General features: G+C 67.9%; 22 protein-coding genes. 13 read left to right on the top strand and 9 right to left on the bottom strand.

What is annotated here, in order from left to right:
* Nucleotides 1-24: 24 nt before the first annotated feature.
* A complete protein-coding gene (locus ACFOPO_RS10550) occupies nt 25-921 on the bottom strand; it encodes a hypothetical protein (protein WP_386703153.1) in 897 nt (298 codons plus the stop codon).
* 333 nt (nt 922-1,254) lie between these two features.
* Here ACFOPO_RS10550 and ACFOPO_RS10545 point away from each other — a divergent pair, with 333 nt between their 5' ends.
* The 4 genes from ACFOPO_RS10545 (at nt 1,255) to ACFOPO_RS10530 (ending at nt 5,768) form a co-directional block, all read left to right on the top strand.
* Nucleotides 1,255-1,755, top strand: a complete 501-nt coding sequence (locus tag ACFOPO_RS10545; protein ID WP_386703152.1) for a spore coat U domain-containing protein — start codon at nt 1,255-1,257, stop codon at nt 1,753-1,755.
* Nucleotides 1,755-2,468 carry a molecular chaperone gene (locus ACFOPO_RS10540; RefSeq protein WP_386703151.1) on the top strand — a complete coding sequence of 238 codons (714 nt, stop codon included), beginning with the start codon at nt 1,755-1,757 and terminating at the stop codon, nt 2,466-2,468. Before ACFOPO_RS10545 ends, ACFOPO_RS10540 begins: the two co-directional genes overlap by 1 nt.
* Nucleotides 2,469-2,556: 88 nt before the next feature.
* Nucleotides 2,557-4,803, top strand: coding sequence for a fimbria/pilus outer membrane usher protein (locus ACFOPO_RS10535; protein ID WP_386703150.1), 2,247 nt, complete (start codon nt 2,557-2,559; stop codon nt 4,801-4,803).
* A complete protein-coding gene (locus ACFOPO_RS10530) occupies nt 4,800-5,768 on the top strand; it encodes a spore coat protein U domain-containing protein (protein ID WP_386703149.1) in 969 nt (322 codons plus the stop codon). The genes ACFOPO_RS10535 and ACFOPO_RS10530 overlap by 4 nt, the downstream gene beginning before the upstream one ends.
* Nucleotides 5,769-6,003: 235 nt before the next feature.
* Here ACFOPO_RS10530 and ACFOPO_RS10525 read toward each other — a convergent pair whose 3' ends face one another.
* The 5 genes from ACFOPO_RS10525 to ACFOPO_RS10505 all read right to left on the bottom strand — a co-directional run bounded on the left by ACFOPO_RS10525 (nt 6,004) and on the right by ACFOPO_RS10505 (nt 10,168).
* A complete protein-coding gene (locus tag ACFOPO_RS10525) occupies nt 6,004-6,924 on the bottom strand; it encodes a 5'-nucleotidase, lipoprotein e(P4) family (protein WP_386703148.1) in 921 nt (306 codons plus the stop codon).
* Nucleotides 6,925-6,995: 71 nt separating this feature from the next.
* Nucleotides 6,996-7,487, bottom strand: coding sequence for a GNAT family N-acetyltransferase (locus ACFOPO_RS10520; RefSeq protein ID WP_386703147.1), 492 nt, complete (start codon nt 7,485-7,487; stop codon nt 6,996-6,998).
* Complete coding sequence (locus ACFOPO_RS10515) at nt 7,487-7,720, bottom strand: hypothetical protein (RefSeq protein WP_386703146.1); 234 nt, start codon at nt 7,718-7,720, stop codon at nt 7,487-7,489. Before ACFOPO_RS10515 ends, ACFOPO_RS10520 begins: the two co-directional genes overlap by 1 nt.
* A gap of 64 nt (nt 7,721-7,784) precedes the next feature.
* A complete protein-coding gene (locus tag ACFOPO_RS10510; protein WP_386703145.1) occupies nt 7,785-8,174 on the bottom strand; it encodes a VOC family protein in 390 nt (129 codons plus the stop codon).
* Nucleotides 8,175-8,188: 14 nt separating this feature from the next.
* The gene (locus ACFOPO_RS10505) at nt 8,189-10,168 is read right to left on the bottom strand and encodes a UvrD-helicase domain-containing protein (RefSeq protein WP_386703144.1); all 1,980 of its coding nucleotides are present in this window, start codon (nt 10,166-10,168) and stop codon (nt 8,189-8,191) included.
* A gap of 216 nt (nt 10,169-10,384) precedes the next feature.
* Between ACFOPO_RS10505 and ACFOPO_RS10500 the strand changes: the two genes are divergently transcribed.
* The 4 genes from ACFOPO_RS10500 to ACFOPO_RS10485 all read left to right on the top strand — a co-directional run bounded on the left by ACFOPO_RS10500 (nt 10,385) and on the right by ACFOPO_RS10485 (nt 13,538).
* Complete coding sequence (locus tag ACFOPO_RS10500; RefSeq protein ID WP_386703143.1) at nt 10,385-11,161, top strand: hypothetical protein; 777 nt, start codon at nt 10,385-10,387, stop codon at nt 11,159-11,161.
* 16 nt (nt 11,162-11,177) lie between these two features.
* Entirely contained in the window at nt 11,178-11,900 is a 723-nt protein-coding gene (locus tag ACFOPO_RS10495; RefSeq protein ID WP_386703142.1) for a sel1 repeat family protein, read from the top strand.
* Between the two features lie 121 nt (nt 11,901-12,021).
* Nucleotides 12,022-12,897: a methylglyoxal synthase gene (locus ACFOPO_RS10490; protein WP_386703141.1), complete on the top strand. Its 876-nt coding sequence runs from the start codon at nt 12,022-12,024 to the stop codon at nt 12,895-12,897.
* A 17-nt stretch (nt 12,898-12,914) separates the two neighbouring features.
* Complete coding sequence (locus ACFOPO_RS10485; protein ID WP_386703140.1) at nt 12,915-13,538, top strand: thymidine kinase; 624 nt, start codon at nt 12,915-12,917, stop codon at nt 13,536-13,538.
* On the opposite strand, the gene ACFOPO_RS10480 is transcribed toward ACFOPO_RS10485, so the two are convergent.
* The 3 genes from ACFOPO_RS10480 to mutM form a co-directional block, all read right to left on the bottom strand.
* Nucleotides 13,535-16,366, bottom strand: coding sequence for a protein kinase (locus tag ACFOPO_RS10480; RefSeq protein ID WP_386703139.1), 2,832 nt, complete (start codon nt 16,364-16,366; stop codon nt 13,535-13,537). The genes ACFOPO_RS10485 and ACFOPO_RS10480 overlap by 4 nt on opposite strands.
* 21 nt (nt 16,367-16,387) lie before the next feature.
* Nucleotides 16,388-16,951, bottom strand: a complete 564-nt coding sequence (locus ACFOPO_RS10475; protein ID WP_158731879.1) for an ECF-type sigma factor — start codon at nt 16,949-16,951, stop codon at nt 16,388-16,390.
* A gap of 124 nt (nt 16,952-17,075) precedes the next feature.
* The gene (gene mutM / locus ACFOPO_RS10470; RefSeq protein WP_386703138.1) at nt 17,076-17,888 is read right to left on the bottom strand and encodes a bifunctional DNA-formamidopyrimidine glycosylase/DNA-(apurinic or apyrimidinic site) lyase; all 813 of its coding nucleotides are present in this window, start codon (nt 17,886-17,888) and stop codon (nt 17,076-17,078) included.
* Nucleotides 17,889-17,967: 79 nt separating this feature from the next.
* Between mutM and ACFOPO_RS10465 the strand changes: the two genes are divergently transcribed.
* The 5 genes from ACFOPO_RS10465 to ACFOPO_RS10445 all read left to right on the top strand — a co-directional run bounded on the left by ACFOPO_RS10465 (nt 17,968) and on the right by ACFOPO_RS10445 (nt 22,789).
* A complete protein-coding gene (locus ACFOPO_RS10465; protein WP_386703137.1) occupies nt 17,968-18,843 on the top strand; it encodes a CHAD domain-containing protein in 876 nt (291 codons plus the stop codon).
* Nucleotides 18,844-18,991: 148 nt separating this feature from the next.
* Nucleotides 18,992-20,179, top strand: coding sequence for an acyl-CoA desaturase (locus ACFOPO_RS10460; RefSeq protein ID WP_386703136.1), 1,188 nt, complete (start codon nt 18,992-18,994; stop codon nt 20,177-20,179).
* Nucleotides 20,180-20,193: 14 nt separating this feature from the next.
* Nucleotides 20,194-20,571 (top strand): hypothetical protein, encoded by a 378-nt coding sequence (locus ACFOPO_RS10455; protein ID WP_386703305.1) that lies wholly within the window; start codon nt 20,194-20,196, stop codon nt 20,569-20,571.
* 251 nt (nt 20,572-20,822) lie between these two features.
* Nucleotides 20,823-21,908, top strand: coding sequence for a sensor histidine kinase (locus ACFOPO_RS10450; RefSeq protein ID WP_386703135.1), 1,086 nt, complete (start codon nt 20,823-20,825; stop codon nt 21,906-21,908).
* An 11-nt stretch (nt 21,909-21,919) separates the two neighbouring features.
* Nucleotides 21,920-22,789, top strand: a complete 870-nt coding sequence (locus tag ACFOPO_RS10445; RefSeq protein WP_386703134.1) for a LytR/AlgR family response regulator transcription factor — start codon at nt 21,920-21,922, stop codon at nt 22,787-22,789.
* Nucleotides 22,790-22,928: the final 139 nt, after the last annotated feature.

Genomic DNA, 22,928 nt, shown 5'->3' with positions numbered 1-22,928 from the left:
TGCCTTTCGCGGTCGAAACCGCGTTCAGCGGGTCGGCGGCGCGGCCGTCGGGGTCGGCGCGGGCGCCGCGGCTTCGGTCTCGGCGTGGCGCAGGGCGTCGCTGAGATACCAGTGGCCATCGTGGCGTTCGACGGCCAGCTGCGCCTCGATCTTCTGCCCGGCCAGGGTGTAGTTCAGCCGCACCCTGGCGCGATCGCCGTCCTCTTCGATCAACGTGGCCTTGGCGCTGGCCAGGTCGGCGTCGACATCGAGCCCGTAGGTTTGCAGCACCTGCTTGAAGCGGCCGAAGAACGGGCCGAACCGCTCCAGGCTCCGTTGCATGCCGAGCTGGCGGAAGGTGTCGTCGCCCCCGGCCAGGCCGGTCTGGCGGGCCGCCGCGACCAGTTGCGGGATCGCCCGGCGCGCGCGCTGCGGATCGCCCAGGGGCGCTTTCTGGCCCCAACGGCTCAAGGCCGCGACCAGCTGCGCGTAGTGGGCGCGTTCGTCGGCGCTGTAGTCGCCTTCCTTGTGCAGGTACTGGGTGGCGAACAGGCCCAGGGTCGAGGCAGCCGAGCGCAACTCGGCGCCGGCGCCGGAGAACTGCCGGTTGTAGGTGGTCAGCAGCTGCTTTTCCGCACCGGGCGCGGCCAGGGCGGTGATGAAGGCGGGCAGGCGATCGTCGAGCGGCAGCTCGGTCAGCGGCCAGCGCGTGCGGCCCTCGTTCCAGGCCTGGTCGAGGCGGGCGTGCAGGGCCGGCGGCACCGAATGGCGGGCAAAGGCGACGAAGTCGTTGCGGCGCAGGTCCTCGATCAACTGCTCGACGGCCTGGGCCGGCTGGGTCGGCGTGGGCGCGACCGCCGGCACCGGGGCGCGCTCGCAGCCGGCCACCGCCACCGCGGCAACCAGGAGCAGCGCGGCAGTGGCGCGTCGGATCAATGGCATGCGGTGCGGTTCCCCTGTCGCTGGGTCCGAATCTTGGCCGCCGCCCGGGGCCGGGGCAAGCGACCACGTCCCGAATCGAAGTTTCAGCGGGGAAAAAGCCTGTTCATAAATTATGAGGACACAAGGTGACGTTGATTGTCACTTATTACAAATGCAGCTCAAAAGTGTGATGTGAATCTCGTTCAGCTTTGTCAAATCTGTCGCTCTTAACATCGATTTCACGCCATGGCGGTGGTTCTGCGACGGTTGGCACACTTTCTGCTTTTACCCATCTCAACCCGGCATTTCCGCCGGAACCATCGAAGCGCGGAACGCGCCACCGGAGAAATTCGAATGAACCTGTTCAAGTCGTCGCTGCTCGCTGTTGCCCTGCTCGCTACTGCCCCGATGGCGATGGCCGCCGGCACCCACTCCGCCACGATGAACGTCACCCTGACGCTCGACAACAGCTGCACCGTCGCCACCACTGCGCTGAATTTCAACACGCAGACCACTCTTGCCACGGCCATCGACGCCGCCACCACGCTGACCGTCACCTGCGTCTCGACCGGTCCGTACACGGTCGCGATCAGTGCCGGCGGCGGCTCGGGTGCCACCTTCGCCAGCCGCAAGATGACTGGTCCGTCCACGGCGACCATCAACTACTCGCTGTACTCCGACGCAGCCCGCACCACCGCCAACGTCATCGGCGACGGCACCACCGGCAACGTCACCTTGGCCGGCAGCGCAGCGGGTCCCACCACCTTCAACGTCTACGGCCGCGTGTTCGGCTCGCAGAACCCGAAGCCGGCTGGCGTCTATAACGACACCGTCACTGCGACCGTCTCGTTCTGATGAACCTGCGCCTTCCACTTGCGGCGTTCGTGGCCCTCGCCCTGATGGGCGGGGTCGCGCATGCCCGCGGCCAATTGCAGGCCCGACAGACCAGTGTCGACATGCCGCCCGGTGTTCGCGGTGGCCGGTTGGTTCTGGGTAACGGCGGCGACAGCCCGGTGGCGGCGCAGATCCGCATCTACGCGTGGACGCAGGACGGTGACCAGGATGTCCTGGTGCCCAGCAATGATCTGACCGTCAGCCCGCCGGTGGTGGAAATCGCCGGTGGCGCCGACCAGCTGATCCGTCTTGTCCGCAACTCGGAAGCAGCGCCCCGGCAGGAATTGGCCTACCGGGTCGTCGTCGACGAGTTGCCCGGAGACCCCGCCGCCTCTACCCAGAGCGCGGTGAATGTCCGGATGCGTTTCCTGATTCCTGTTTTCGTCCGCGTTGCCGATCCGGCGCCGGTCGCGCTCAAGTGCAGTCTCGAAGCCACAGTGCTGGCGTGCTCCAACTCTGGCGGCGTCGCTGCCCAGTTGGGCGCAAGCCGCCTGCTGTCGGCCGACGGACGTAGCCTGGAACTGACGCCTGGCCTGTTGGGCTATGTACTGGCGGGCAGTTCCCGGCGCTTCACGCTTGAAACCGAGCAGCTCGGATCCGCGCAAGGATGGAAGACGCTCGAGGTCCGGCTGAACGGTCAGCCGGCAAGCATTGAACTGTCGTCCGGGCGTTAAAAACCATCGCCTCGCGCAAGCGCTGGCGATTGCACTGCTTGCGATCTGCGCACCGTCCACCTGGGCGGCGGCGGGATTGCCGGCGGGCTTGGATGAAGAAGCTCCGACAACAGCGGCGCAGCGCACGTTGATTGCAGCGCCGCAGGCACTCTTTCTCGACATCGTCATGGACGGCCAGATCATCCGGCCACTGGTGCGATTCGAAATGTTCGAAGGTCGCCTGTCTGTCGATCCGGCCGATCTCGATGCGATCGGACTGGTCATGCCGGACAACGTGACGGCAGACCCGAATGGCCGGGTTGCGCTCGATGCCATCGCGGGCCTCAGCGTCCTTTACGACGCCTCGATGCAGCAGGTCACGCTGATGCCGGTCGCGAGCATGCGCCGCGCCAATCGTTTGGGCTACGACGCGCCGGCTCCGATTTCTGTCAATCGCGACCAGGGCCTGGTGCTGGACTGGGACGCGTACGGCCGTCACTCCGACGACAGCGACACCGCTTCGCTCGGCACCGGCGTGCGCTGGTTTGGCCGGTTCGGCAGCCTGCAGAGCTATGGCGTCACCCGCAGTGGTGACCAGGATGATGGTTACCTGCGCCTGGACACGCGCTGGACAATCTCGGATCCGCAGCAGATGACGACCTGGACGGTCGGCGACCTGATTTCCGGTGGCCTGGCCTGGAGCCGCCCCGTGCGCATCGGCGGCCTGCAGTGGCGTCGCAACTTCAGTGTCCGTCCCGACCTGATCATCTATCCGCTGCCGGAGTTCAGCGCGAGCGCAGCCGTGCCGTCGGCGGTGGACCTTTACGTCAACAACGTTCGCCAGTACAGCGGCCAGGTTGATCCGGGTCCCTTCGTGCTGAGCGATTTCCCGCGTCTGGCCGGTGCCGGACAGGCAGTGGTCGTGGTGACCGACGCGCTCGGGCGCACCACCCAGACCAGCGTCCCGTTGTATGTCGACTACCAGCGCCTGGCCCGCGGCCTGAGCGACTTCTCGCTCGAGGCAGGCCTGCTGCGCCGAAACTACAGCCTCGAATCTGACGACTACGGACAGCACCCGGTTGCCAGCGCAAGCGTGCGTCACGGCATCACCAACAACTTCACTGGCGAGTTCCACGCTGAGTACGGCGAGCGTTTAAGCCTGGGTGGCCTCGGCTTTGCGTGGTCGCCGCTGGGTCGATTTGGCGTGTTCACCGGCAACTACGCGCACAGTTCCAACTGGCACAGCGGCCACCAGTACGGTGGCGGCTACCAGTGGTTCGGCCAGCGGGTCGGTTTCGACGTCTACAGCCAGCGTGCAAGCGAAGATTACCGGGACATCGGCTCGCTGGAAGAGGGCGGATTGCCGCTGCTGCGCCAGGACCGTGCATCGGCGTGGCTGTCGATCCCGCGCGGCTCGATCTCGCTGTCGTGGATCCGTTACCAGGATCACGACAACCCGATCAGCCGGACCAAGGGAATAGGTTTCAACCAGAGTTACCGAAGCTTCGCTTGGACGCTCAGCGCTTTCGAAGATGATCGATCGGGGCATGGCGTCTCGCTGTCGCTCAACGTCCCGCTGGGTCGCGACATCGACGCCTCGCTGTCGGTCGACCGGCAGAACGGCAACACCGACTTCGCGGCGGCACTGCGGCGTCCGCTGCCTTATGGCGGCGGCCTGGGTTGGGAAGTGCAGGCGCGCGACGGCGGCGATGGCGTACTCGGCGCCGGCTGGCGTGGTCGCGCCGGCGACGTCTGGGGCGGGGTGGACAGTTTCAATGGACAGCAAAGTGTCTACGGCCAGGGCAATGGCAGCGTGGTGTTGATGGGTGGTCAGTTGTTCACAAGCCGCGCCGTCACCGACTCGTTTGCGGTCGTTTCAACCGAAGGCATCGCCGACGTGCCGATCCTTTACGAAAACCGCGTCGCCGGCCGAACCAATGCCAACGGCTTCCTGTTGCTGCCGGAACTGCGCGGCTGGCAGCGCAACCGGATCGCCATCGACCCCGACGGCCTGGCGCCCGATCTGGAAGTGCTGTCGGTGGAGCGACTGGTGACGCCGCCTGATCGCAGTGGCGTGCGCGTACCGTTCCCGATCCGACAGGTGCATAGCGCCAACCTCGAGCTGCTCGATCGCGAGGGCAAGCAGGTCGAAGCTGGCACGCGGGTAATGCGCCAGGATGGAAGCCCGGCCATCGTCGGCTTCGACGGGACGCTCTGGCTCGATCGATACACTCCCGGCGAAAGCCTCATCTGGACCCGCGCGGGCGTGAACTGTTCCGCGGTTGCACCGGAGCTGCCCGCCGGTTCGGCACGGGGCACACTGACGGTGAAATGCCGCAGCGAGGACACACCATGATGCGTCGCTACCCCATTGCGTTGGCCCTGCTCGGCTTGCTGGCATCGTTGCTGATGCCGGGCACGGCTTCCGCGGCGATCACCTGCCGCATCGACAATGCCACCGATTTGAACTTCGGCACGCTGACGCTGCCGGTGGGGGCGACGACGTCCACCACCACGGTCAATGCCAGCTGTCAGGGAAGCGCCAACGGTGACGTCGGCGACACGGTGCTGGTGTGCGCCGGAACCAATAACGGCGGCACGCCGCGTTCGATGACGCGTACGGGGCCGGCGGGGTCGTTCTATTACGACATCTATACCGACGGAACGTATTCCCAGCCTGCCAACTACACCTATAACGCCCAGACCACGATCACGATCACTTCGCGAAACACGTGGATCAGCAGACCGATCACCTTGTACGGACGCGTATCGACGGTGCAGCCCACGGCGCCGGCGCCGATACCCGGCACGTACACCGAAGCGATCAGCGCCGTATGGGGCTATTCGACGGACAACAATGCCAATTGCGCGAGCAATGTCGCTCCGGCGTCACCGAACTACACCTTCACCTCGCGCGTCACCCTCCAGGGCAGCTGCCTGATCTCTGCCCAGAACATGGCGTTCGGCAGCTATACCTCGCTGGCGGCGGCGCGCGATGCGCAGGCCAACCTGACGGTCACCTGCACCAATGGCACGGCGTACACGGTCAAGCTCGACGGCGGACGCTCGGGCAATGTTGCTGGCAGGCGCATGTACCTCAACGGCGTCGTCGGACCCACGTTCATCAACTACAACCTCTACACCTCTGCCGCCCGGACCACTGTCTGGGGAACCTCGACCGGGTCCACCGTCATCGGCACCGGCACCGGCGCCGGCCAGGGCACCGCGCAGACTCTGACGGTCTATGGGCGGGTGCCGATCACGCCGACCTTCACCGCCGGCAATTACAGCGACGTGGTCACCGCGACCGTCGAGTTCTAAAGCGCCCTTCGCGCCGATCCGCGGCCCCAAAAAGAAAAAGGAGGCCGTGGGCCTCCTTCAAATCCGGCTCTCACCGGATGGACGTCGAGTTGTGGCATGGCTCCGGCTCGCGCCGGATGGAGGGCAGACTAACCGCCCTCCCGAGTTAAAGCAACACCTGAAGAATCACGTCGTAACCTATTGATTTTACGTGACGCTTCGGTGCTCCACCGCGCCAGCCATCGGCCTGTCGGCCTTACGGCGCCACGTCCAGCGCGGCCCGTTTGGCCTCGCGGCGCGCCTGCTCCGGCTGCGACCAGTCGTTGTTGAACGTCGCCGGCTCCCACGAACCGTAGGTCGGGTTGGGCAGCATCCACCAGCGTTCGCCGAACCAGTCGCCGTATTCGTCGAGCAGCTGGTCGCGACCTTCGCGGGTGTTGGCGACGACCTGGACGAAATCGCCCAGCTGGTCGCCGAACTGCATCAGCACGCGGTACTGCTGGCCGGCCAGCTGGCGGCGGCAGTTCTTCTCGCTGCCGTTCTGTTCGCAGCCGTCGACGACGGTGCCCAGGCCGAGGAACACGCTGTCGTCCTTCACCGGCATGCCGACCGCCTTGAGGTTGGCGATGGTCGCGTCCTTCAGATGCACGGCGCGGTTGGACAGGTACAGGATGGTCACGCCCTTGGCCGCGGCGGCCTTGGCGAACTCGACCACGCCCGGCACGGGCTTGGCCTTCTTTTCGGCCACCCAGGCATCCCACGTGACTTCGTCGTAGGCCTTGCCGTCGCGCACCAGGCGCGCCTGGTACGGCGAGTTGTCGAGCACGGTTTCGTCGACGTCCATGATGACGGCCGGCTTCAGGCCGGTGGCGGCGTTGCCGCGCTCGCCGGGCACCAGCGCGTCCCAGTTCTTTTCGGCCAGGGCCACGGCGAGCTTGTCGGCCGCGGCGCGATAGACGGTGGTGGTGGCCGCCTGGTACTCGGCCGAGGTCTGCACCCACAGCACGGCGTTGAGGTTGTCGTTGGCGCCGTTGGCGGCCGGCTTGGCAGCTGCTGCAGCGTTGGCCGGCGTCGCGGCGCCTTCCCCGGTCGTGGTCTCGGGCGCCGGTGCGCGCTGGCAGGCCGCCAATGCGAGCGCGCAGGCGAGGGCGGACAGGGCGAGGGTGCTCTTGTGCATTGCAATGGCTGGCAGCGGGGTCGGGCGGCGAGTGTAGCCGAGCCCGGCGCCGCTTCCATGACGGCAGGCCGTCAGGGCGTGGCGATCTGCAGCGAGACCCGCTTGCGGCCGTCGGCGACCCACTGCTGCCCGACTTCGCGGAAGCCGAAGCCGGCATGGAAGCGACGCGATGCCTCGTTCGGCGGCTGTGTGTAGAACTCGCACGTCACCGCGTCGACCCCGCTGCTGCGGGCGACGTCGAACAGGTCGCGATAGAGCCTGCCGCCCAGGCCGCGACCCTGGTGCGATTCGGCGACCACGACGCGATCGATATACAGAAAACGTGGATAGCGCCCGGCGAACCAGACGTAGTTGGGGCTGTCGTACTGCGCGCCCTCGCGGAAGGCGAGCAGGAACGCGACCACCCGATCGCCCTCGCACAGCACGCGGTGATAGGCCGACTGCGCATCGAGCTCGACCAGGCGCGCTGCATCCAGCGGGCTGAGCATCTCTTCGGAGGCGAGGTTCAACGCCAGGATCGCGGGATGGTCGCCGGCGTTGGCCGGGCGCAGGACGAGGTCCATCAGTCGTTGCCGCCGCCGTCGCTGCTGCAATCGCCGCCGGAGTCCGAATCCGTGTCGGAGTCGCACGAGTCATCGCGCGCCTCCGGACTGCAGCTGTTATCGGAGACCGCATAGGGCTGGTAACCCGGATCCCAGCCGCCGTCGTTACTGACCCAGGATCTGCGCCTGGGTGCGCGCCACAGCCACACCAGCAGCAGCACGACAACGACGACTATCACGAGTGTCGACAGCATGGGTGTCCCCGATCCATGACCCGGCCCGAACTCCGGGCCCCGATGGCGCAGATGCTACGCGCGGTCAGGGCGCTTCGTACAACTCGATCGGCAGCTCGTCCGGATCGGCGAAAAAGGTGAAGCGTCGGCCGGTGTACTCGTCGATGCGGATCGGCTCCACCGCTATCCCCTGCGCCTGCAGTTCGTCGGCCGCGGCGGCGACATCGGCCACCTCGAAGGCGAGGTGGCGCAAGCCGCGTGCCTCCGGGTACGACGGCCGCGGCGGCGGCGAAGGAAAGGAGAACAGTTCCAGCTGCCCGCCATCGGGAAGCGCCAGGTCGAGCTTCCACGAATCGCGCGCCTGCCGATGCACTTCCGCCAGCACGCGCAGGCCGAGCACCTGCGTGTAGAAGTGCTTCGAGCGTGCGTAGTCGCCGCAGATGATGGCGACGTGGTGGATCCGTTGCAGTTGCATCCGTCGCCCCTGTGCTACTGCTCCAGCAGCGCCTTGATCGCGGCGAAGCCGGCCACGGCGCGTTCCTGCTTGCGCGCGGCATCGGCCACCGGGTCGGCGCCGTCGCGCTGGATCTCGGCGGCCGGCAGTTCCTCGAAGAAGCGGCTCGGCTGCAGGCGGATCTTGTCGCCCCAGCGCTGTGTCTCGCGCGAGTGCGACAGCCACAGCTGTTCCTTGGCGCGGGTGATGCCGACGTAGAGCAGGCGCCGCTCTTCTTCGAGGCTGCCTTCTTCCAGCGCCATCTCGTGCGGCAACGTGCCGTCTTCCATGCCGACGATGAAGACGTAGCGGAACTCCAGGCCCTTGGCGCCGTGCAGCGACATCAATCGCACCTGGTTGCCGGCATCGCCCTTGTCGGCGTGTGACAGCAGCGCAAGCTGCGCGGCCAGTTCGCCGGGACCGGAATTCTTGCCGCCGTCGAACCAGTCGGCCAGTTCTTCCAGGTTCTCCTTGCGGCGCTGGAAGGTGGCCTCGTCCTTGCACTGCGCGCGGATTGAGGCGAGCAGGCCGCTCTTCTCGGCCAGCACGCGCACCAGCTCCGACGGCGGGATCTTGAACGCCTCGCCACGCAGGTGGCGGATGATGTTGACGAAGCCATCGAGTGCATTGCCGGCACGCGGCGCCAGTTGCTTGAGCATGCCGATCTGTTCGGCCGCGCGCGACATCGGCATGCCGGCGTGCTGCGCCATCTCGGCCAGCTTGGACAGCGTGGTCGCGCCGACTTCGCGCTTGGGGGATTGCACTGCGCGCAGGAACGCCGCGTCGTCGTCGGGATTGGCGATCAGGCGCAACCACGACAGCGCGTCCTTCACTTCTCCGCGCTCGAGGAACGCGGTTCCGCCCGACAGATGGTATGGCACGCGCAACAACTGCAGCGCCTTCTCCAGCGCGCGGCTCTGGTGGTTGCCGCGGAACAGGATGCAGAAGTCGCTCCACGGCGCCTGCTTGGCGGCAGCCAGGAAATGGATCTCGGCGGCGACCTTCTCGGCTTCGTGCGCGTTGTCGCGGCACTCCCACACGCGGATGCGCTCGCCGTCGGCCTGGTCGCTCCACAGCGTCTTGGGGTGCTCGTGCGGGTTGTGCGCGATCAACGTGTTGGCCGTGCGCAGCACGCGATTGGAGCAGCGATAGTTCTGCTCCAGCTTGATGATCTCCAGCGCCGGGTAGTCCTTGCCCAGGTTGAGCAGGTTGTCCGGGTTGGCGCCGCGCCAGGCGTAGATCGACTGGTCGTCGTCGCCCACGCAGGTGAACAGGCCCTTGTCGCCGGCCAGTGCCTTGAGCAGGCGGTACTGGGCGTCGTTGGTGTCCTGGCACTCGTCGACGAGCAGGTAGCCGATGCGCTCGCGCCACGCCAGGCGCACGTCCTCGTCGGCTTCCAGGATCTGCACCGGCAAACGGATCAGGTCGTCGAAGTCGACCGCGTTGAACGTCGACAGCCGCGCCTGGTAACGCTGGTACAGCAGCGCCGCTTCCATCTCGCGCGGGCTCTGCGATGCAGCCAATGCCTCCTCGGGCGAGAGGCCGGCGTTCTTCGCGCGCGAAATGAGGTTGCGCGCGTTGTCGATGACGTCGTTCTTGCTGCCCGGTGGCAGCAGGTCCTTGATCTGCGCGGCGCTGTCGTCGCTGTCGAACACCGAGAAACCGCGGCGCAGGCCGACCTTGGCATGGTCGATCTGCAGGAAACGCAGTCCCAGTGCATGGAACGTGCACACGGTCAGCCCTTCAGCGGCATCGCCCTCGATGCGCTTGGCGACGCGCTCCTTCATTTCCTTCGCCGACTTGTTGGTGAAGGTGATCGCGGCGATGCGCTTGGCCGGCATCCGCCCGGAGGCGATCAGGTGCGCGATCTTCTCGACGATGACGCGGGTCTTGCCGCTGCCTGCGCCGGCGAGCACGAGCAAGGGGCCGTCGGTGTGCAGGACGGCGGCGCGTTGAGGGGGATTCAGACCGTGCATCGGAGGCTGTTCGCTGCCGCGGTTGCGGCGGAGTATTGTGCCGTAAACACTCCCCGGAACAGGCGGCTTGTGCCGTCATTGCGCGTATTTCGTCATCCCGGGGCGCAGGCGGCGCGCGGCGATACGATTCAGGTGCCGCCCGGACGGCCAATCACGGCCACCGGCGGCCGATGCGGCAACGGCCGCACCCCGCACTCCGCATATGGAGGACTCGCCATGGCAACCTTTTCCACTCGCAGCAAGGCCTGGTGGACAGGCGCGGTGCTGTCGGTGCTGGTCATCCCGGCCTTCGCCGATGAACCGCTCCAGCTGGTCACCGCCACGTACATGCAGGTCGATGCCCAGCTCAAGGCCGCGCAGGGCCATCCCAACGAAACCTGGCGCCTGAACGGATTGAAATCGTACCTGTCGGGCCATTACGACGAGGCCGTCGAGCGTTTCGAGAACGCCGCGTCGTACGCCGACAAGTATTCGCAGCACTACCTCAGCCTGATGTACTGGTACGGGCAGGGCGTGCCGGCCGATCCGGTCAAGGCGTACATCTGGAGCGACCTGGCCGCCGAACGCGGCGTCAAGCGGCTGCTGGTGATCCGCGAGAAGATGTGGGCCGGGCTGACGCCTGAACAGCAGCGCCAGGTGGAGCAGCAGGGGCCCGATTACTACGCCCGGTACGGCGACGAGGTCGCCCGTCCGCGCGCGGACGTCGAGATCCGCCGTTTCACCAGCGATATGACCGGCAGTCGCCTGGGCTACCGCAACCACACGATCGACATCATCCAGGGTGGCCCGGTCAACGGCTCCTTCGGCAATGCCACGCCCGGCATGCTGACGGCCTGGATGCAGGCGGTGGGCGGCACCAACGGCGAGCAGTACTATGCCAAGGACCGCACCGCGACCGCCTCGTACTGGCAGGCACAGGATGCCGAACTGGGCGGCGCGTCCAGCGTGGATGTCGGCCCGATGGCGCCGGCACGCGAGAAGTCCAGGCACTGAGGCCCAAGGAGGGCGCATGGATTGGCTGCTGGCGATGATGCTCGGCCCGGCTCTGGCGGCAAGCCCGCCAGGGCCCGACGCGGACGGCAGCAAGGCCGTCGTGGCCCAGACCGACACGATGACCGCGCGCGAGTACGACGAGCGCACGCGATTTTCGAAGACGCACCCCAACGAGCTGTGGCGCCTGTACGGCAGCGACGCCGCCGCGCGCGGCGATTGGGCTGCCGCCATGAAGCACTTCCGCACGGCTGCGCGCTACGGCGACAAGTACTCGCAGCACCGCATCAGCCTGATGTACTGGCACGGTGTTGGCGTCGAGCGCGATCCCGCCCTGGCATACGCCTGGGCCGACCTCGCCGCCGAGCGCATGTACCCGAGCTTCGTGGTCCTGCGCGAGAAGATGTGGGAGCAGCTGGACCAGCCCACGCGCGACCGCGCGCTGCGCGAGGGCAACGGGCTCTATGACGAGTACGGCGACGATGTCGCCAAGCCTCGGCTCGTGCGCGCCATGGCCCAGGGCAAGCGCCAGGTCACCGGCAGCCACCTGGGCTATGTCGGCAACCTGGAAGTGTCCGCTCCGCGCGGCACCGGCGACGGGATGTCCCTCGGCCCGGACTCCATCGACCTGACGCCGATGTACGCCAAGTGGCGCTGGGACGCCCATCAGTACTGGGCCGTGGAAGATGCGATCTGGTCGCATGGCAGCGTCGAGGTCGGCCCGGTCAGCAACGGCAAGTGACATTGCGCCCGGCGCAATCCGCCCACGCCAGCGCGCAAAACCCCTAAGGTAATGGCCAGCTCGCCGGCGACCGCCACCACGGTCGCCCGCGATGCCCGCTTTCAACTTCAGGGGGTTACACATGCGCCTGGGCCTGGCGGCCAACCGCCTGCACCATCTCAGCGAAGACGCGGCGTTGTTCCGCTGGCTGCGCGCCTGCGAGGCCGGCATCCGCGAACTGCAGATCAGCCTGCACGTGGTCGGGCGAACCTACGACGCCATCGCCGCCGCCGGCATGCTGACCGGCTACCCGGGCCTGCGCCGCTATCCGTACGGCCGCGAGGGCGGCTTGATGAAGCTGGTCGCGGAGGTCGTCGGCGTCGACCATGACGAACGCACGCTCGATGGCGCGATCTACCTGATCGACCCGGTCGATCCGTCCTCGGTGTTCCCGGAGGCGGCGGCACTCAAGCGCCAGTGCGTCATCCACGGCAAGCCGTTCATCACCACGGTGGCCTCGGCCCGCGATTGGGTCGAATTGGAGCGGATACGGGCGGGCCTGCTGCCGGACCCGTCCGCCGATCGCCTGCACGATTTCGAGGGGCAGACGATGGCGCTGATCGCCCACGATGCGATGAAGCCGCAGATGCTGGCCTTCGCCGCCGAGCATTTCGACCTGCTGTCGCGCTTCGCCCGCCGCGTCGCCACCGGCACCACCGGCCAGCGCCTGAACGAGCTGGCCTGGAGCCGTGGCTGGCCCCAAGGCCGTTCGTGGGTGCATCGCTACCAGAGCGGTCCGATGGGCGGCGACGCCCAGATCGCCGACCTGGTGCTGGAACGTCGCTGCCAGCGCGCGATCTTCTTCGAGGATCCGCACGTGGCCCGCCAGCACGAGGCCGACATCCAGCTGCTCGAACGCGCGGTGACCACCGTGACCGACGATGCCGTGTGCATCACCGCCCCGGCCGTGGCGCAGCGCTGGGCGAGTGCGGCGGCGGAGCGCGCCAGGCGCCGCTAGCCCTTTAAACTGCACGCATGGCCAAGCTCTATTTCTATTATTCGGCGATGAACGCCGGCAAGACCACGACGCTGCTGCAGTCGGCGCACAACTACCGCGAGCGCGGCATGCGCGTGGCGATCCTGACCCCGCGCCTGGACGATCGCGCCGGCAGCGGCACGGTGGCATCGCGCATCGGCCTGCGCGCCGACGGCATCGCCTTCGAGCGAAATGACGACCTGGAAGCCATCGTCCGTTCCGACATCCTGGCCCACGGCCCGCTGCATTGCTTGCTGGTGGACGAATCGCAGTTCCTGACCCGCTCGCAGGTCTGGCAGCTGAGCGAAGTGGTCGATGCCTTGCGCATTCCGGTGCTCTGCTACGGCCTGCGCACCGACTTCCGCGGCGAGCTGTTCGAAGGCAGCCAGTACCTGCTGGCCTGGGCCGACGAGCTCACCGAGATCAAGACCATCTGCCACAGCGGCAAGAAGGCGACGATGGTGGTGCGCGTGGACGCGCAGGGCCGTGCGGTGCACGAGGGACCGCAGGTGGAGATCGGCGGCAACGACCGCTACATCTCGGTGTCGCGCGCGGAGTACAAGAAGATCATGCGCGGCGAGGGGACGATCGAGCCGGCGCAGCAATCGCTGCAGCTGGGTTAACCGCAGCCGCGGACGATGGCGCCGACCTCGCGCGGGATCGCGCCGCCGTCGGGTTGCGCCGTCTTCAACTGCTCTTGCAGCGTGTCCAGTCGCGCCAGCGCCGGCTCGCGGTCCGGCCCGTGGCAGCGCAACTGCGCGGCGTAAGCCTGCGCGCGCCACGCGGTACGGCGCAGGTCGAGGTCGTTGTGCGGCATGCCCGCCAGCGCGTCCAGTCGCAGCAGCGCGCTGTCGTCGCCTTCCAGTGCCTGTTGCCGCGCCAGGGCCAGTTCGGCCTCGCGCGTGTGCGGATGGGTGGCGCCGTAGCCGCTGCGCGTCAGCGTGACCGCCTGTGCGAGGTGGGCCATGCCCTGTTCGCGCTGGCCCAGTGCCAGTTCGACCTGGCCCAGCAGGCGCTCGGTGTCGCCGAGCAGCGGATGGCGCGGGCCGAGCTGCGCCAGGCGCAGCTCGCGCGCCTCCTGGATCGGCTTCAGCGCCGTGCGGTCGCGGCCCATCGCATGCAGCACGCGGGCCTGGTCGTACAGCGCATCGGCGAGGTGGGCGTTGTCCTTCTGCCTGCGCGCGATCGCCACCGCGCGCTGCAATGCCGTCAGCGCGGTGGCGGTTTCGCCGCGTTCCCAGGCCACCTGTCCCAGGCGCCGTTGCAGGCCGCCCAGTTCGATCATGCCGCGCCGGGCCTCGGCCGGATCCGACGTTTCCGGCGCCAGTCGCCGTTGCAGCGCGGCGATCGCCGCGCGCAGTTCGGTCTCGGCCTGGCGATAGTGGCCCTGGTCGATGTGCAGCATCGCCATCTGCCGGCGCAGCGACAGCGTCACCGGATGCTGTGCGCCGTAGACCTCCAGCGCGATCGCGAACGCTTCGCTGGCCTCGCGTTCGGCGGCGTCGGTCTGGCCCAGCCCTTGTCGCAGTGATGCCACGCGGCTGCCGATCTCGGACAGCAGTGCATGCCGCTCGCCGACCTTCTGTCGCAACTGCGTGCGTGCCTTGTTGTAACCGTCCAGTGCGGCGCCGGTCTGGCCAGCATCGGCCTGCAGGTTGGCCAGGTCGATCAGGTTCTCGACGGTGCCGACTTCGTCGCGGTCGTCGCGACGCAACGCCAGCGATCGTTCGAACAGGATGCGTGCGCCCTGCAGTTCGCCGTTGTCGCGTCGGCAACGTCCGAACTGCGAATAGTATTCGCTGATCTGCGGCGGCAATTGCGCCTGCTCGCGGCGGGCCATCGTGATCGCGGGCATCATCAGGTCGATGCACTGCCGCGGCTCGCCCAGCAGCCGCAACGCCTGTCCGCGCTGGGTGATGGATTCGATCTGCAGGCTGACGGGGATGTCATCGGTGCTGGCCAGCACGCTGGCCTGGCGGTTCAGCAGCGCCAGCGCCTCGCGGTAATCGCCCAGGCCCATGCGCAGGCGCGCGATCACGCCGAGCAGTTCGGCACGCGCGCGCGGTTGTCGCGCCAGCTCGCGATTGCCGCGCGCCAGCGAGCCGTCGAGCAGGCCGCGCAGGTCCAGCGCCTGGCCTTCCGGCGTGCCGCGCGCGGTTTCGAACACGCCGACCATGAAGTCCTGCATCGCCTGGGCGCGGCCGGCTTCGGCCACCGCCTGCCGGCCCTGCCAGGCGACGATGGCCAGCGCCGCGCTGAGCACGATCGCGATCAATCCGCCGGTGGCGAGCGACCAGCGGTGGCGCCGCAGGTATTTGCCGAACCGGTATCCGACGCTCTGGGGCCGCGCCTGCACCGGGCGACCGGCCTCGTAGCGGGTCAGGTCGAGCGCCAATGCCTCCACCGACGGATAGCGCTGTTCCGGACGCTTGGACAGCGTCTTCAGCACGATGTTGTCGAGGTCGCCGGAGAGCATGCGCGCCTGGCGACGCAAACCGTGCACGTCGGCGCCGCTGTCCTCGCTCCGGTGCAGCAGCGTTTGCGAGGGGCGCTGCGGATCGGCGGCGAGGATCGCCTCTTCCCACTCGGCGTCGGTCTGCCGCTTGAGGCGGTAGGGCTTGGTGTCGGTGAGCAGTTCAAACAACACCACGCCCAGCGCGTACACGTCGGTCATCGTCGTGACCGGCTCGCCACGCACCTGTTCCGGCGCGGCGTAGTGCAGGGTGAAGGCGCGCATGCCGGTGCGCGTCTGTTCGATCATCGGCGCATCGGAATCGAGCAGCTTGGCGATGCCGAAATCGAGCAGGCGAACGTCGCCGCTCGGCGTGACCAGGATGTTGGACGGCTTGAGGTCGCGGTGGACGATCAGGTTGGCATGGGCGTGGCTGACCGCATCGCAGATCTGGTGGAACATCCGCAGCCGCTGCTCGATCGGCAACTGGTGGTTGCGGCAGTAGTCGGTGATCGGTTCGCCTTCGACGAACTCCAGCGCCAGGTAGGGCAGGCCGTCGCTGGTGATGCCGGCATCGAGCAGGCGGGCGATGTGCGGATGCGCCAGGCGCGCCAGGATCTGCCGCTCGCGCGAGAAGCGCACGCGCAGGTTGCTGTCGGCCAGGCCCGGGCGCAGCAGCTTGAGCGCGACGCGGCGCTGGTAGAGGCCGTCGGCGCGCGCGGCCAGCCACACCTGGCCCATGCCGCCTTCGCCGAGCAGCCGCTCCAGCTTGTACGGACCGACCTCGCCGCCGGCGCGCAGGCCGGCGAGCGGGGCGATCAGCGGTTCGGAGAGGAAATCCTCGTGGTGCTCGTCGAGGGTGATCAGCGTCTGCAGTTCGTCTGCCAGCGCCGGGTCTTCCTCGCGCAGGCGTTGCAGGCGCTGTTCGCGCGCCTGGTCATCCAGCTCGAACAGCGCGTCGAGCAGCGGTGAGATCCGTTGCCAGCGCTCGGTGTCCACGGGGCTGCCCTTGGGCGGGCCTCAGGAGTCTTTCAGCGATGCCAGCAGGAACAGCCGCGCCTTCTGCCAGTCGCGGCGGATGCTGCGCTCGGAACGCTCCAGCAGTGCGGCGATCTCCAGTTCCGACAGGCCGGCGAAGTAGCGCAGTTCCACCACCTGGGCCAGGCGCGGATCGACCGCGGCCAGCTTGGTCAGCGCGGTGTCCAGGCCGAGGGTGTCCTCGTCCAGGCGCAGGCCGCCTTCGACATCGTCGGGTAGTTCGGTGACGCGGTGTAGGTCGCCGCCGCGCTTCTGCGCCAGGCGCTGGCGGGCGTAATCGACCACCACCGAACGCATGGCCGAAGCGGCATAGGCGAAGAAATGCGCGCGATCGTCGAACTGCGCTTCGCGCCGCCCGATCAGCTTCAGATAAGCCTCGTGCACGAGCGCGGTGGCGTCGAGCGTCTGCCCATGCTGGCCGGCGAGCTGGCGCCGCGCCATCGTGTGCAGTTCCTGGTAGAGGGTGGCCAGGACGCGATCCAACGCGCCACGGTCGCCTTCACGTGCAGCATCCAGCAGCAAAGTGATATCGGCAGTTTCGGCCATAGGGAGCCCCCTCCGCAGTGGTCCGGACTATAACGCGTTTCACTGTTTTGGCCTGTGCAGGAAGGCCTTCACACCCAGTCGTCATCCCCGCGAAGGCGGGGATCCATGGATGTCCGCCCGTCGTTTACCTCTGGCAAGTTCCGCACCACACCGTCGCGCGCTGGCCGATTGCCGCCTGTTTCAGCGGTCGTCCGCAACGCGGGCAGGGCTCGCCGCCGCGGCCGTAGGCCGACAGTTCCTGCTCGAAATACCCCGGTGCACCGTCGGGACTGATGAAGTCGCGCAGGGTCGTGCCGCCCCGGTCGATCGCATGGCCGAGGATGCGGCGGATCTGCGCGGCCAGTTGCTGGTAGCGCTCACGCGAGACCTTGCCGGCCGCCCGCAGCGGCGACACGCCGGCGGCGAACAGGGCCTCGGCGACATAGATGTTGCCGACGCCGACCACCACCTTCTGGTCCATCAGGAAGGTCTTCACCGGTGCGCTGCGGCCACGGCTGAGGGCGAACAGGTAGTCGCCGTCGAAGGCGTCCGACAGCGGCTCCGGTCCGAGGTCGGCCAGAAGTTCGTGGGTTTCGCCCGGGCCCTGCCAGAGCAGGCTGCCGAAGCGGCGCGGATCGTTGAAGCGCAGCACCTGGCCCGAATCCAGGGCCAGGTCGACGTGGTCGTGGGCGCGCACCGGGGTGTCGGCCGGCAGCACCCGCAGGCTGCCGGACATGCCCAGGTGCAGCAGCGCGCTGCCGGCGGCGGTGTCGAGCAGCAGGTACTTGGCGCGGCGGCGGACCTGGTCGATGCGCTGGCCCGGCAGGACCTGGCGGATCTCGTCCGGGATCGGCCAGCGCAGGTCGGGCCGGCGCAGGGTGGCGGTGACCACACGGCGGCCTTCGACGTGCGGTGCGAGGCCGCGACGGGTGGTTTCTACTTCGGGCAACTCGGGCATGGGGCCAGCGTACTATCCGGACATCCGATGGGTGGGGTCCCGGCACCCATTGGTCAAGACCGCGAGGGTCAAGGTTGCCATGGGCACCAGCGCCGATCCACCGAGCATCGCCGTCGACCCCAAGGTCGTCGTCGCTGCCGTGTTGCCGATGCCCTCGCCCGGGCCGGCCCTGCGCGATTACGCGCTGTCAGAACTGGACGCCGCCATGGAGGCGCTGGCCCAGCCCGGCGACGACATCCACGAAGGCATCCACCGTGCCCGCAAGGGCCTGCGCCGCGTGCGCGCGACCCTGGCGCTGGGCGACGGCATCCTCGGCCCGGGCGTCGCCTTGCTCGACCGCGAGATCAAGCACCTCAACACCGGCTTGTCCGCACTGCGCGACGCGCATGCGCTGGTGGAAACGCTGGAGCGGATGCACAAGCGCGCGCGCAAGGGCGACACGCGGCAGCTGTTCGACCTGGCGCGCGCCGAGGCCATCGCCGCGCGCGTGGCCACCGCCGAAGTGGAGCTGTCGATGGACCCGGCGCTGTGCCAGCGCCGTGGATTGATCGAGGTGCTGATGGCCGCCGTGCCCGCGCTGGACTGGAAGCGCCTGACGCCGTCGGCGGCGCGCATGGCCTTGGCCGACAGCGACGACCGCAGCCAGAAGGCACGCGACACGGCCCTGCAGAAAGGACGGGACAGCGACTGGCACCGCTGGCGCCGCCGCGCCCGCCGTGCCTCGCAGCAACGCCGCGCGCTGGAAGCGGTGGGCGTGAGCGTGCCGGCGAGCGAGCCGGAGGTCTTCGACAAACGAACCACCGAGCGGCTCGGCGAAGCGCAGGACCTGAGCCTGCTGCTGGATCATTGCGGCAAGGGATCCCCGTTCAGCAAAGAACGCCGCCGCGCCCTCCGTGCTTACGCCGAACCGGCGCTGGTGCGGTTGCGCAAGCGCATATCGACCGTCCGTCGTTGACGGCAAATGCCGGTCTTGCGCACGGATGTGAACGACCCCATCACATCTTCGGCCCATACCGGCGCGCAGGGTGGGCCGCAGCTGGCATCATCCACGAAGGACTGAGCCTCGATTGCCGGTCTGCCTGTGCGTTTGCGGAGTTACTTCAATGTTCGTTTCATCCCTGCTCGATTTCCTTGCCGGCGGCATCCTCCAGGCCACTTGGGTCGAGTTGCTCGTCTACCTCCTGGTCGTCACCCAGCTGACGATCTTCTCGGTCACGCTCTACCTGCACCGCTCGATGGCGCATCGCTCCGTCGACTTCCATCCGGTGCTGGCGCACTTCTTCCGCTTCTGGACGTGGCTGACCACCTCGATGATCACGCGCGAGTGGGCGGCGATACATCGCAAGCACCACGCCAAGTGCGAGACCGAGGAAGACCCGCACAGCCCGCAGTTCAAGGGCATCGACACGGTGATGTGGCGCGGCGTCGAGCTGTACCGCGATGCGCGCGCGCAGCGCGACGACATCGAGAAGTACGGCAAGGGCTGCCCGGACGACTGGATCGAACGCAACCTCTATACCCGCCACGCGACGATGGGGCCGGTGCTGATGCTCTTCATCAGCTTCGCCCTGTTCGGTTTCGCCGGCGTGGCGGTGTGGGCGATCCAGATGCTGTGGATCCCGTTCTGGGCTGCGGGTGTCGTCAACGGCCTCGGCCACTGGTGGGGCTACCGCAACTTCGAGACCACCGACACCGCGACCAACCTCACCCCGTGGGGCTTCTGGATCGGCGGCGAAGAACTGCACAACAACCACCATGCCTTCCCGAGCTCGGCCAAGTTCGCACTGCGCAAGTTCGAGTTCGACATCGGCTGGAGCGCGATCAAGCTGCTGGAAACGTTCGGCCTGGCCAAGGTCCTGCGCGTCGCACCGACCCTGGACGTGCGCCCGAACATCGCCATGCCCGACGGCGAGACGCTGAAGGCACTGCTGGCGATCCGCTTCCAGGCGATGACCGACTACTACCGCAACGTCACCCTGCCGGCGCTGCGCGAAGCCAAGTTCAAGCTGCCGCGCAGCCTGCGCCAGGGCCTCGCCGACGACGGCCGCTGGCTCGACGACGACAAGCGCGCCCGCTTGCAGGCGTGGCTGGCCGAGCGTCCGAGCATGGCCACGCTGGCCGAGTACCGCCAGCGGCTGGCGCAGGTGCTCGACGAGCGTTCGCACGATGCCCAGGCCACGCTGGCCAAGCTGCAGGCGTGGTGCGCCGAGGCCGAGGCCAGTGGCAACCAGGCCCTGCAGGCATTCTCCGCGCGGTTGAAGGGCTACGCCCTCGCACCGGCACACGCCTGAGCACCTCGCGCGTGATGCCGCCGGTGTTGCGCAACAAAACGCCCGCGCCGGAAGGTGCGGGCGTTTCGTTTGCGCTGCTGCTGGCACTCGTCCTCGCGCCTGCCGTTGCATCGGCCCAGGTGCAGGCCAGTGGCGACTACCTGTCGCGCATGGACAGCGACGGCGACGGCCGCATCGCCCTGCCCGAATTCCAGGACTGGATGAGCTACGCCTTCAAGCGCATGGATGCCGACGGCGACGGCGTGCTGGTCGCGACAGAGCTCCCCGGCGGACGCGGCAAGCCGGTCAGCCTGGCCGAACACCTGCAGACGCTGGCCACCACCTTCGGCCGCCAGGACCGCAACCACGACGGCTACCTGGACGCCCGCGAACTGGCGTCGCCGCCGCAGTAACCCACACACCCGTTCGTCCTGAGCGTAGCGCCGCAGGCGCGAAGTCGAAGGATCAAGCGCCGGCGCGCGCTGCGGGCAGTCCTTCGACTTCGCTGCGCTACGCTTCCTTCGACTCCGCGCCTGCGGCGCTACGCTCAGGACGAACGGTGTCCGAAGCGGCGAAGCGTGCCTCCGCCGCGCCGAGCCGTTGCCAGTCCCCCGCCCGCGCAGGCGTAGCATCTGGGTCCTGTACCGCCAGACCCGCCGTGCCCATGGCCATCGCTGCATCGCACCCGCTCGACCTGCCGCGCCAGCACCTGTTCTGGCTGCTTCACCTCGCCGGCTGGGCCGCGTATTTCTCGTTGGGATACCTCTCGGCCATCGCCCACGACAAGCCGTCGGGCTACTGGATCGTGCCGTTGACCGCCGCTGGCACCGGCGCGGTGGCCACCCTCGGCCTGCGTTACCTGCTGCGTGCGTGCTGGGGCCTGCCGCCGCGACGACTGCTGCTGGTGATGGTGGTGCCCATCCTTGCCAGCTCGGCGGTGATGGACCTGACCACGCGCACGGTGCTGGTCGAATTCTGCGACACCTGCACGCCGGCCAACCGCGCCGCCTACATCGCCTATGCACTGAGCTACATCTACGTCGTGCTGGCCTGGGTCGGCCTGTACCTGGGCATCAAGTACTACGGGCAACTGCAGGACGAAACCCGGCGCGCGCTGGCGGCCCGCACCATGGCCCACCAGGCGCAGCTGAAGATGCTGCGCTACCAGCTCAACCCGCACTTCCTGTTCAACACGCTCAACGCGATCTCCACGCTGATCCTCGACCGCGACAACGCTACCGCCAATCGCATGGTGCAGGGCCTGTCGGCGTTCCTGCGGCACTCGCTCGACAACGACCCGATGCAGCGGGTGACGCTGCGCCAGGAACTCGACGCGCTGACGCTGTACCTGGACATCGAGAAGATCCGCTTCGCCGAGCGCCTGCGCATCGAGACCGACATCGACGAGGACTGCTGGCGCGCGCTGCTGCCGAGCCTGCTGTTGCAGCCGCTGGTGGAGAACGCCATCAAGTACGCGGTGGCCAAGCAGATCGCCGGCGGCATGCTGCGTATCGAGGCCCGGCGCGAAGGTGCGCAACTGGTCCTGTGCGTGATCGATGATGGCCCCGGGTGTGCCAGCCTGGAAGGCGGGCAGTTGCCGCCCGGCAAGGGCGTCGGCCTGCGCAACACGCGCGAGCGACTGAGCGTGCTCTACGGCGAAGCCAGCGGTTTCTCCGTGCGCAATCGCGAGCGCGGCATCGAAGTCACGCTGCGCCTGCCGTTCGAAACCTCCCAGACGATCGGCGAGTAAGGAGCATGGGCATGGACCGGGCAAGGAGCGAACGCGGTCACCACGGCAACGGCACCCATCAACCCGCCGAAGCGGCGACCAAGCTGCGCGCGATAGTCGTGGACGACGAACCGCTGGCGCGACGCGGGCTGGAGATCCGCCTTGCCGAGCACGCCGACGTCGAGCTCGTCGGCCAGTACGGCGACGGCGCCGCCGCGATCGAAGGCCTGCGCGAGCACCGCCCGGACCTGATGTTCCTCGACGTGCAGATGCCGGGCATGGACGGATTCGAGACCCTGCGCAGCATCCCCGCCGTCGAGATGCCGCTGGTGGTGTTCGTCACTGCGTACGACCATTACGCGATTCGTGCATTCGAGGCCTCGGCAACCGACTATCTGCTCAAGCCGGTCGACGACGCGCGCCTGCACCAGGCGTTGGCGAAGGTGAGGCAGGCGCACGCGCAACGCGAAGCCAGCGGCCACTGCGCGCACCTGCTGGGCCTGCTCAGCGAGCTCAGCGGCCACCCGATGCTGGATCTGGACGAAGCGCTCAAGCCCGACGCGCTCGAGCAGCTTCGGCGCGAAGAAAAGCTCGCCGTGCGCGACGGCGGGCGCACGGTCCGCGTCGACCTCAACAGCATCCGCTGGATCGATGCCGCCGGCGACTACATGTGCATCCACACCGACAGCGAAACGCTGGTGCTGCGCGCGACCATGCGCGACCTCGAGAAGCAGCTGGACCCGCAGCGATTCCCGCGCATCCACCGGTCCACCATCGTGAATGCGCGGCGCGTGGTCGAGATGCGCCCGCACACCAACGGCGAAGGCTACCTGCGCCTGGACTGCGGACAGGAGCTGAAGCTGTCGCGCAGCCATCGCGACAAGCTCGACCTGCTGCTGTAGCCGCTGATCCGCGGCCGAAAACGCGCCCGCGGCAAGAAGCGGGCCAGATTTGCCGCGCCTGTACCGCCAAAACGCTTCAGCGCGCCCGAACCACCATTCAACGCAAAGTCCGCAACCGCGTGACTTACGGGCCATCTGC

The sequence above is a fragment of the Lysobacter sp. GCM10012299 genome, assembly GCF_042649405.1.
Taxonomy (GTDB): domain Bacteria; phylum Pseudomonadota; class Gammaproteobacteria; order Xanthomonadales; family Xanthomonadaceae; genus Lysobacter_J.
Note: the sequence above shows the minus strand (reverse complement) of the source record. Positions and strands in the feature narration are given on the sequence as shown.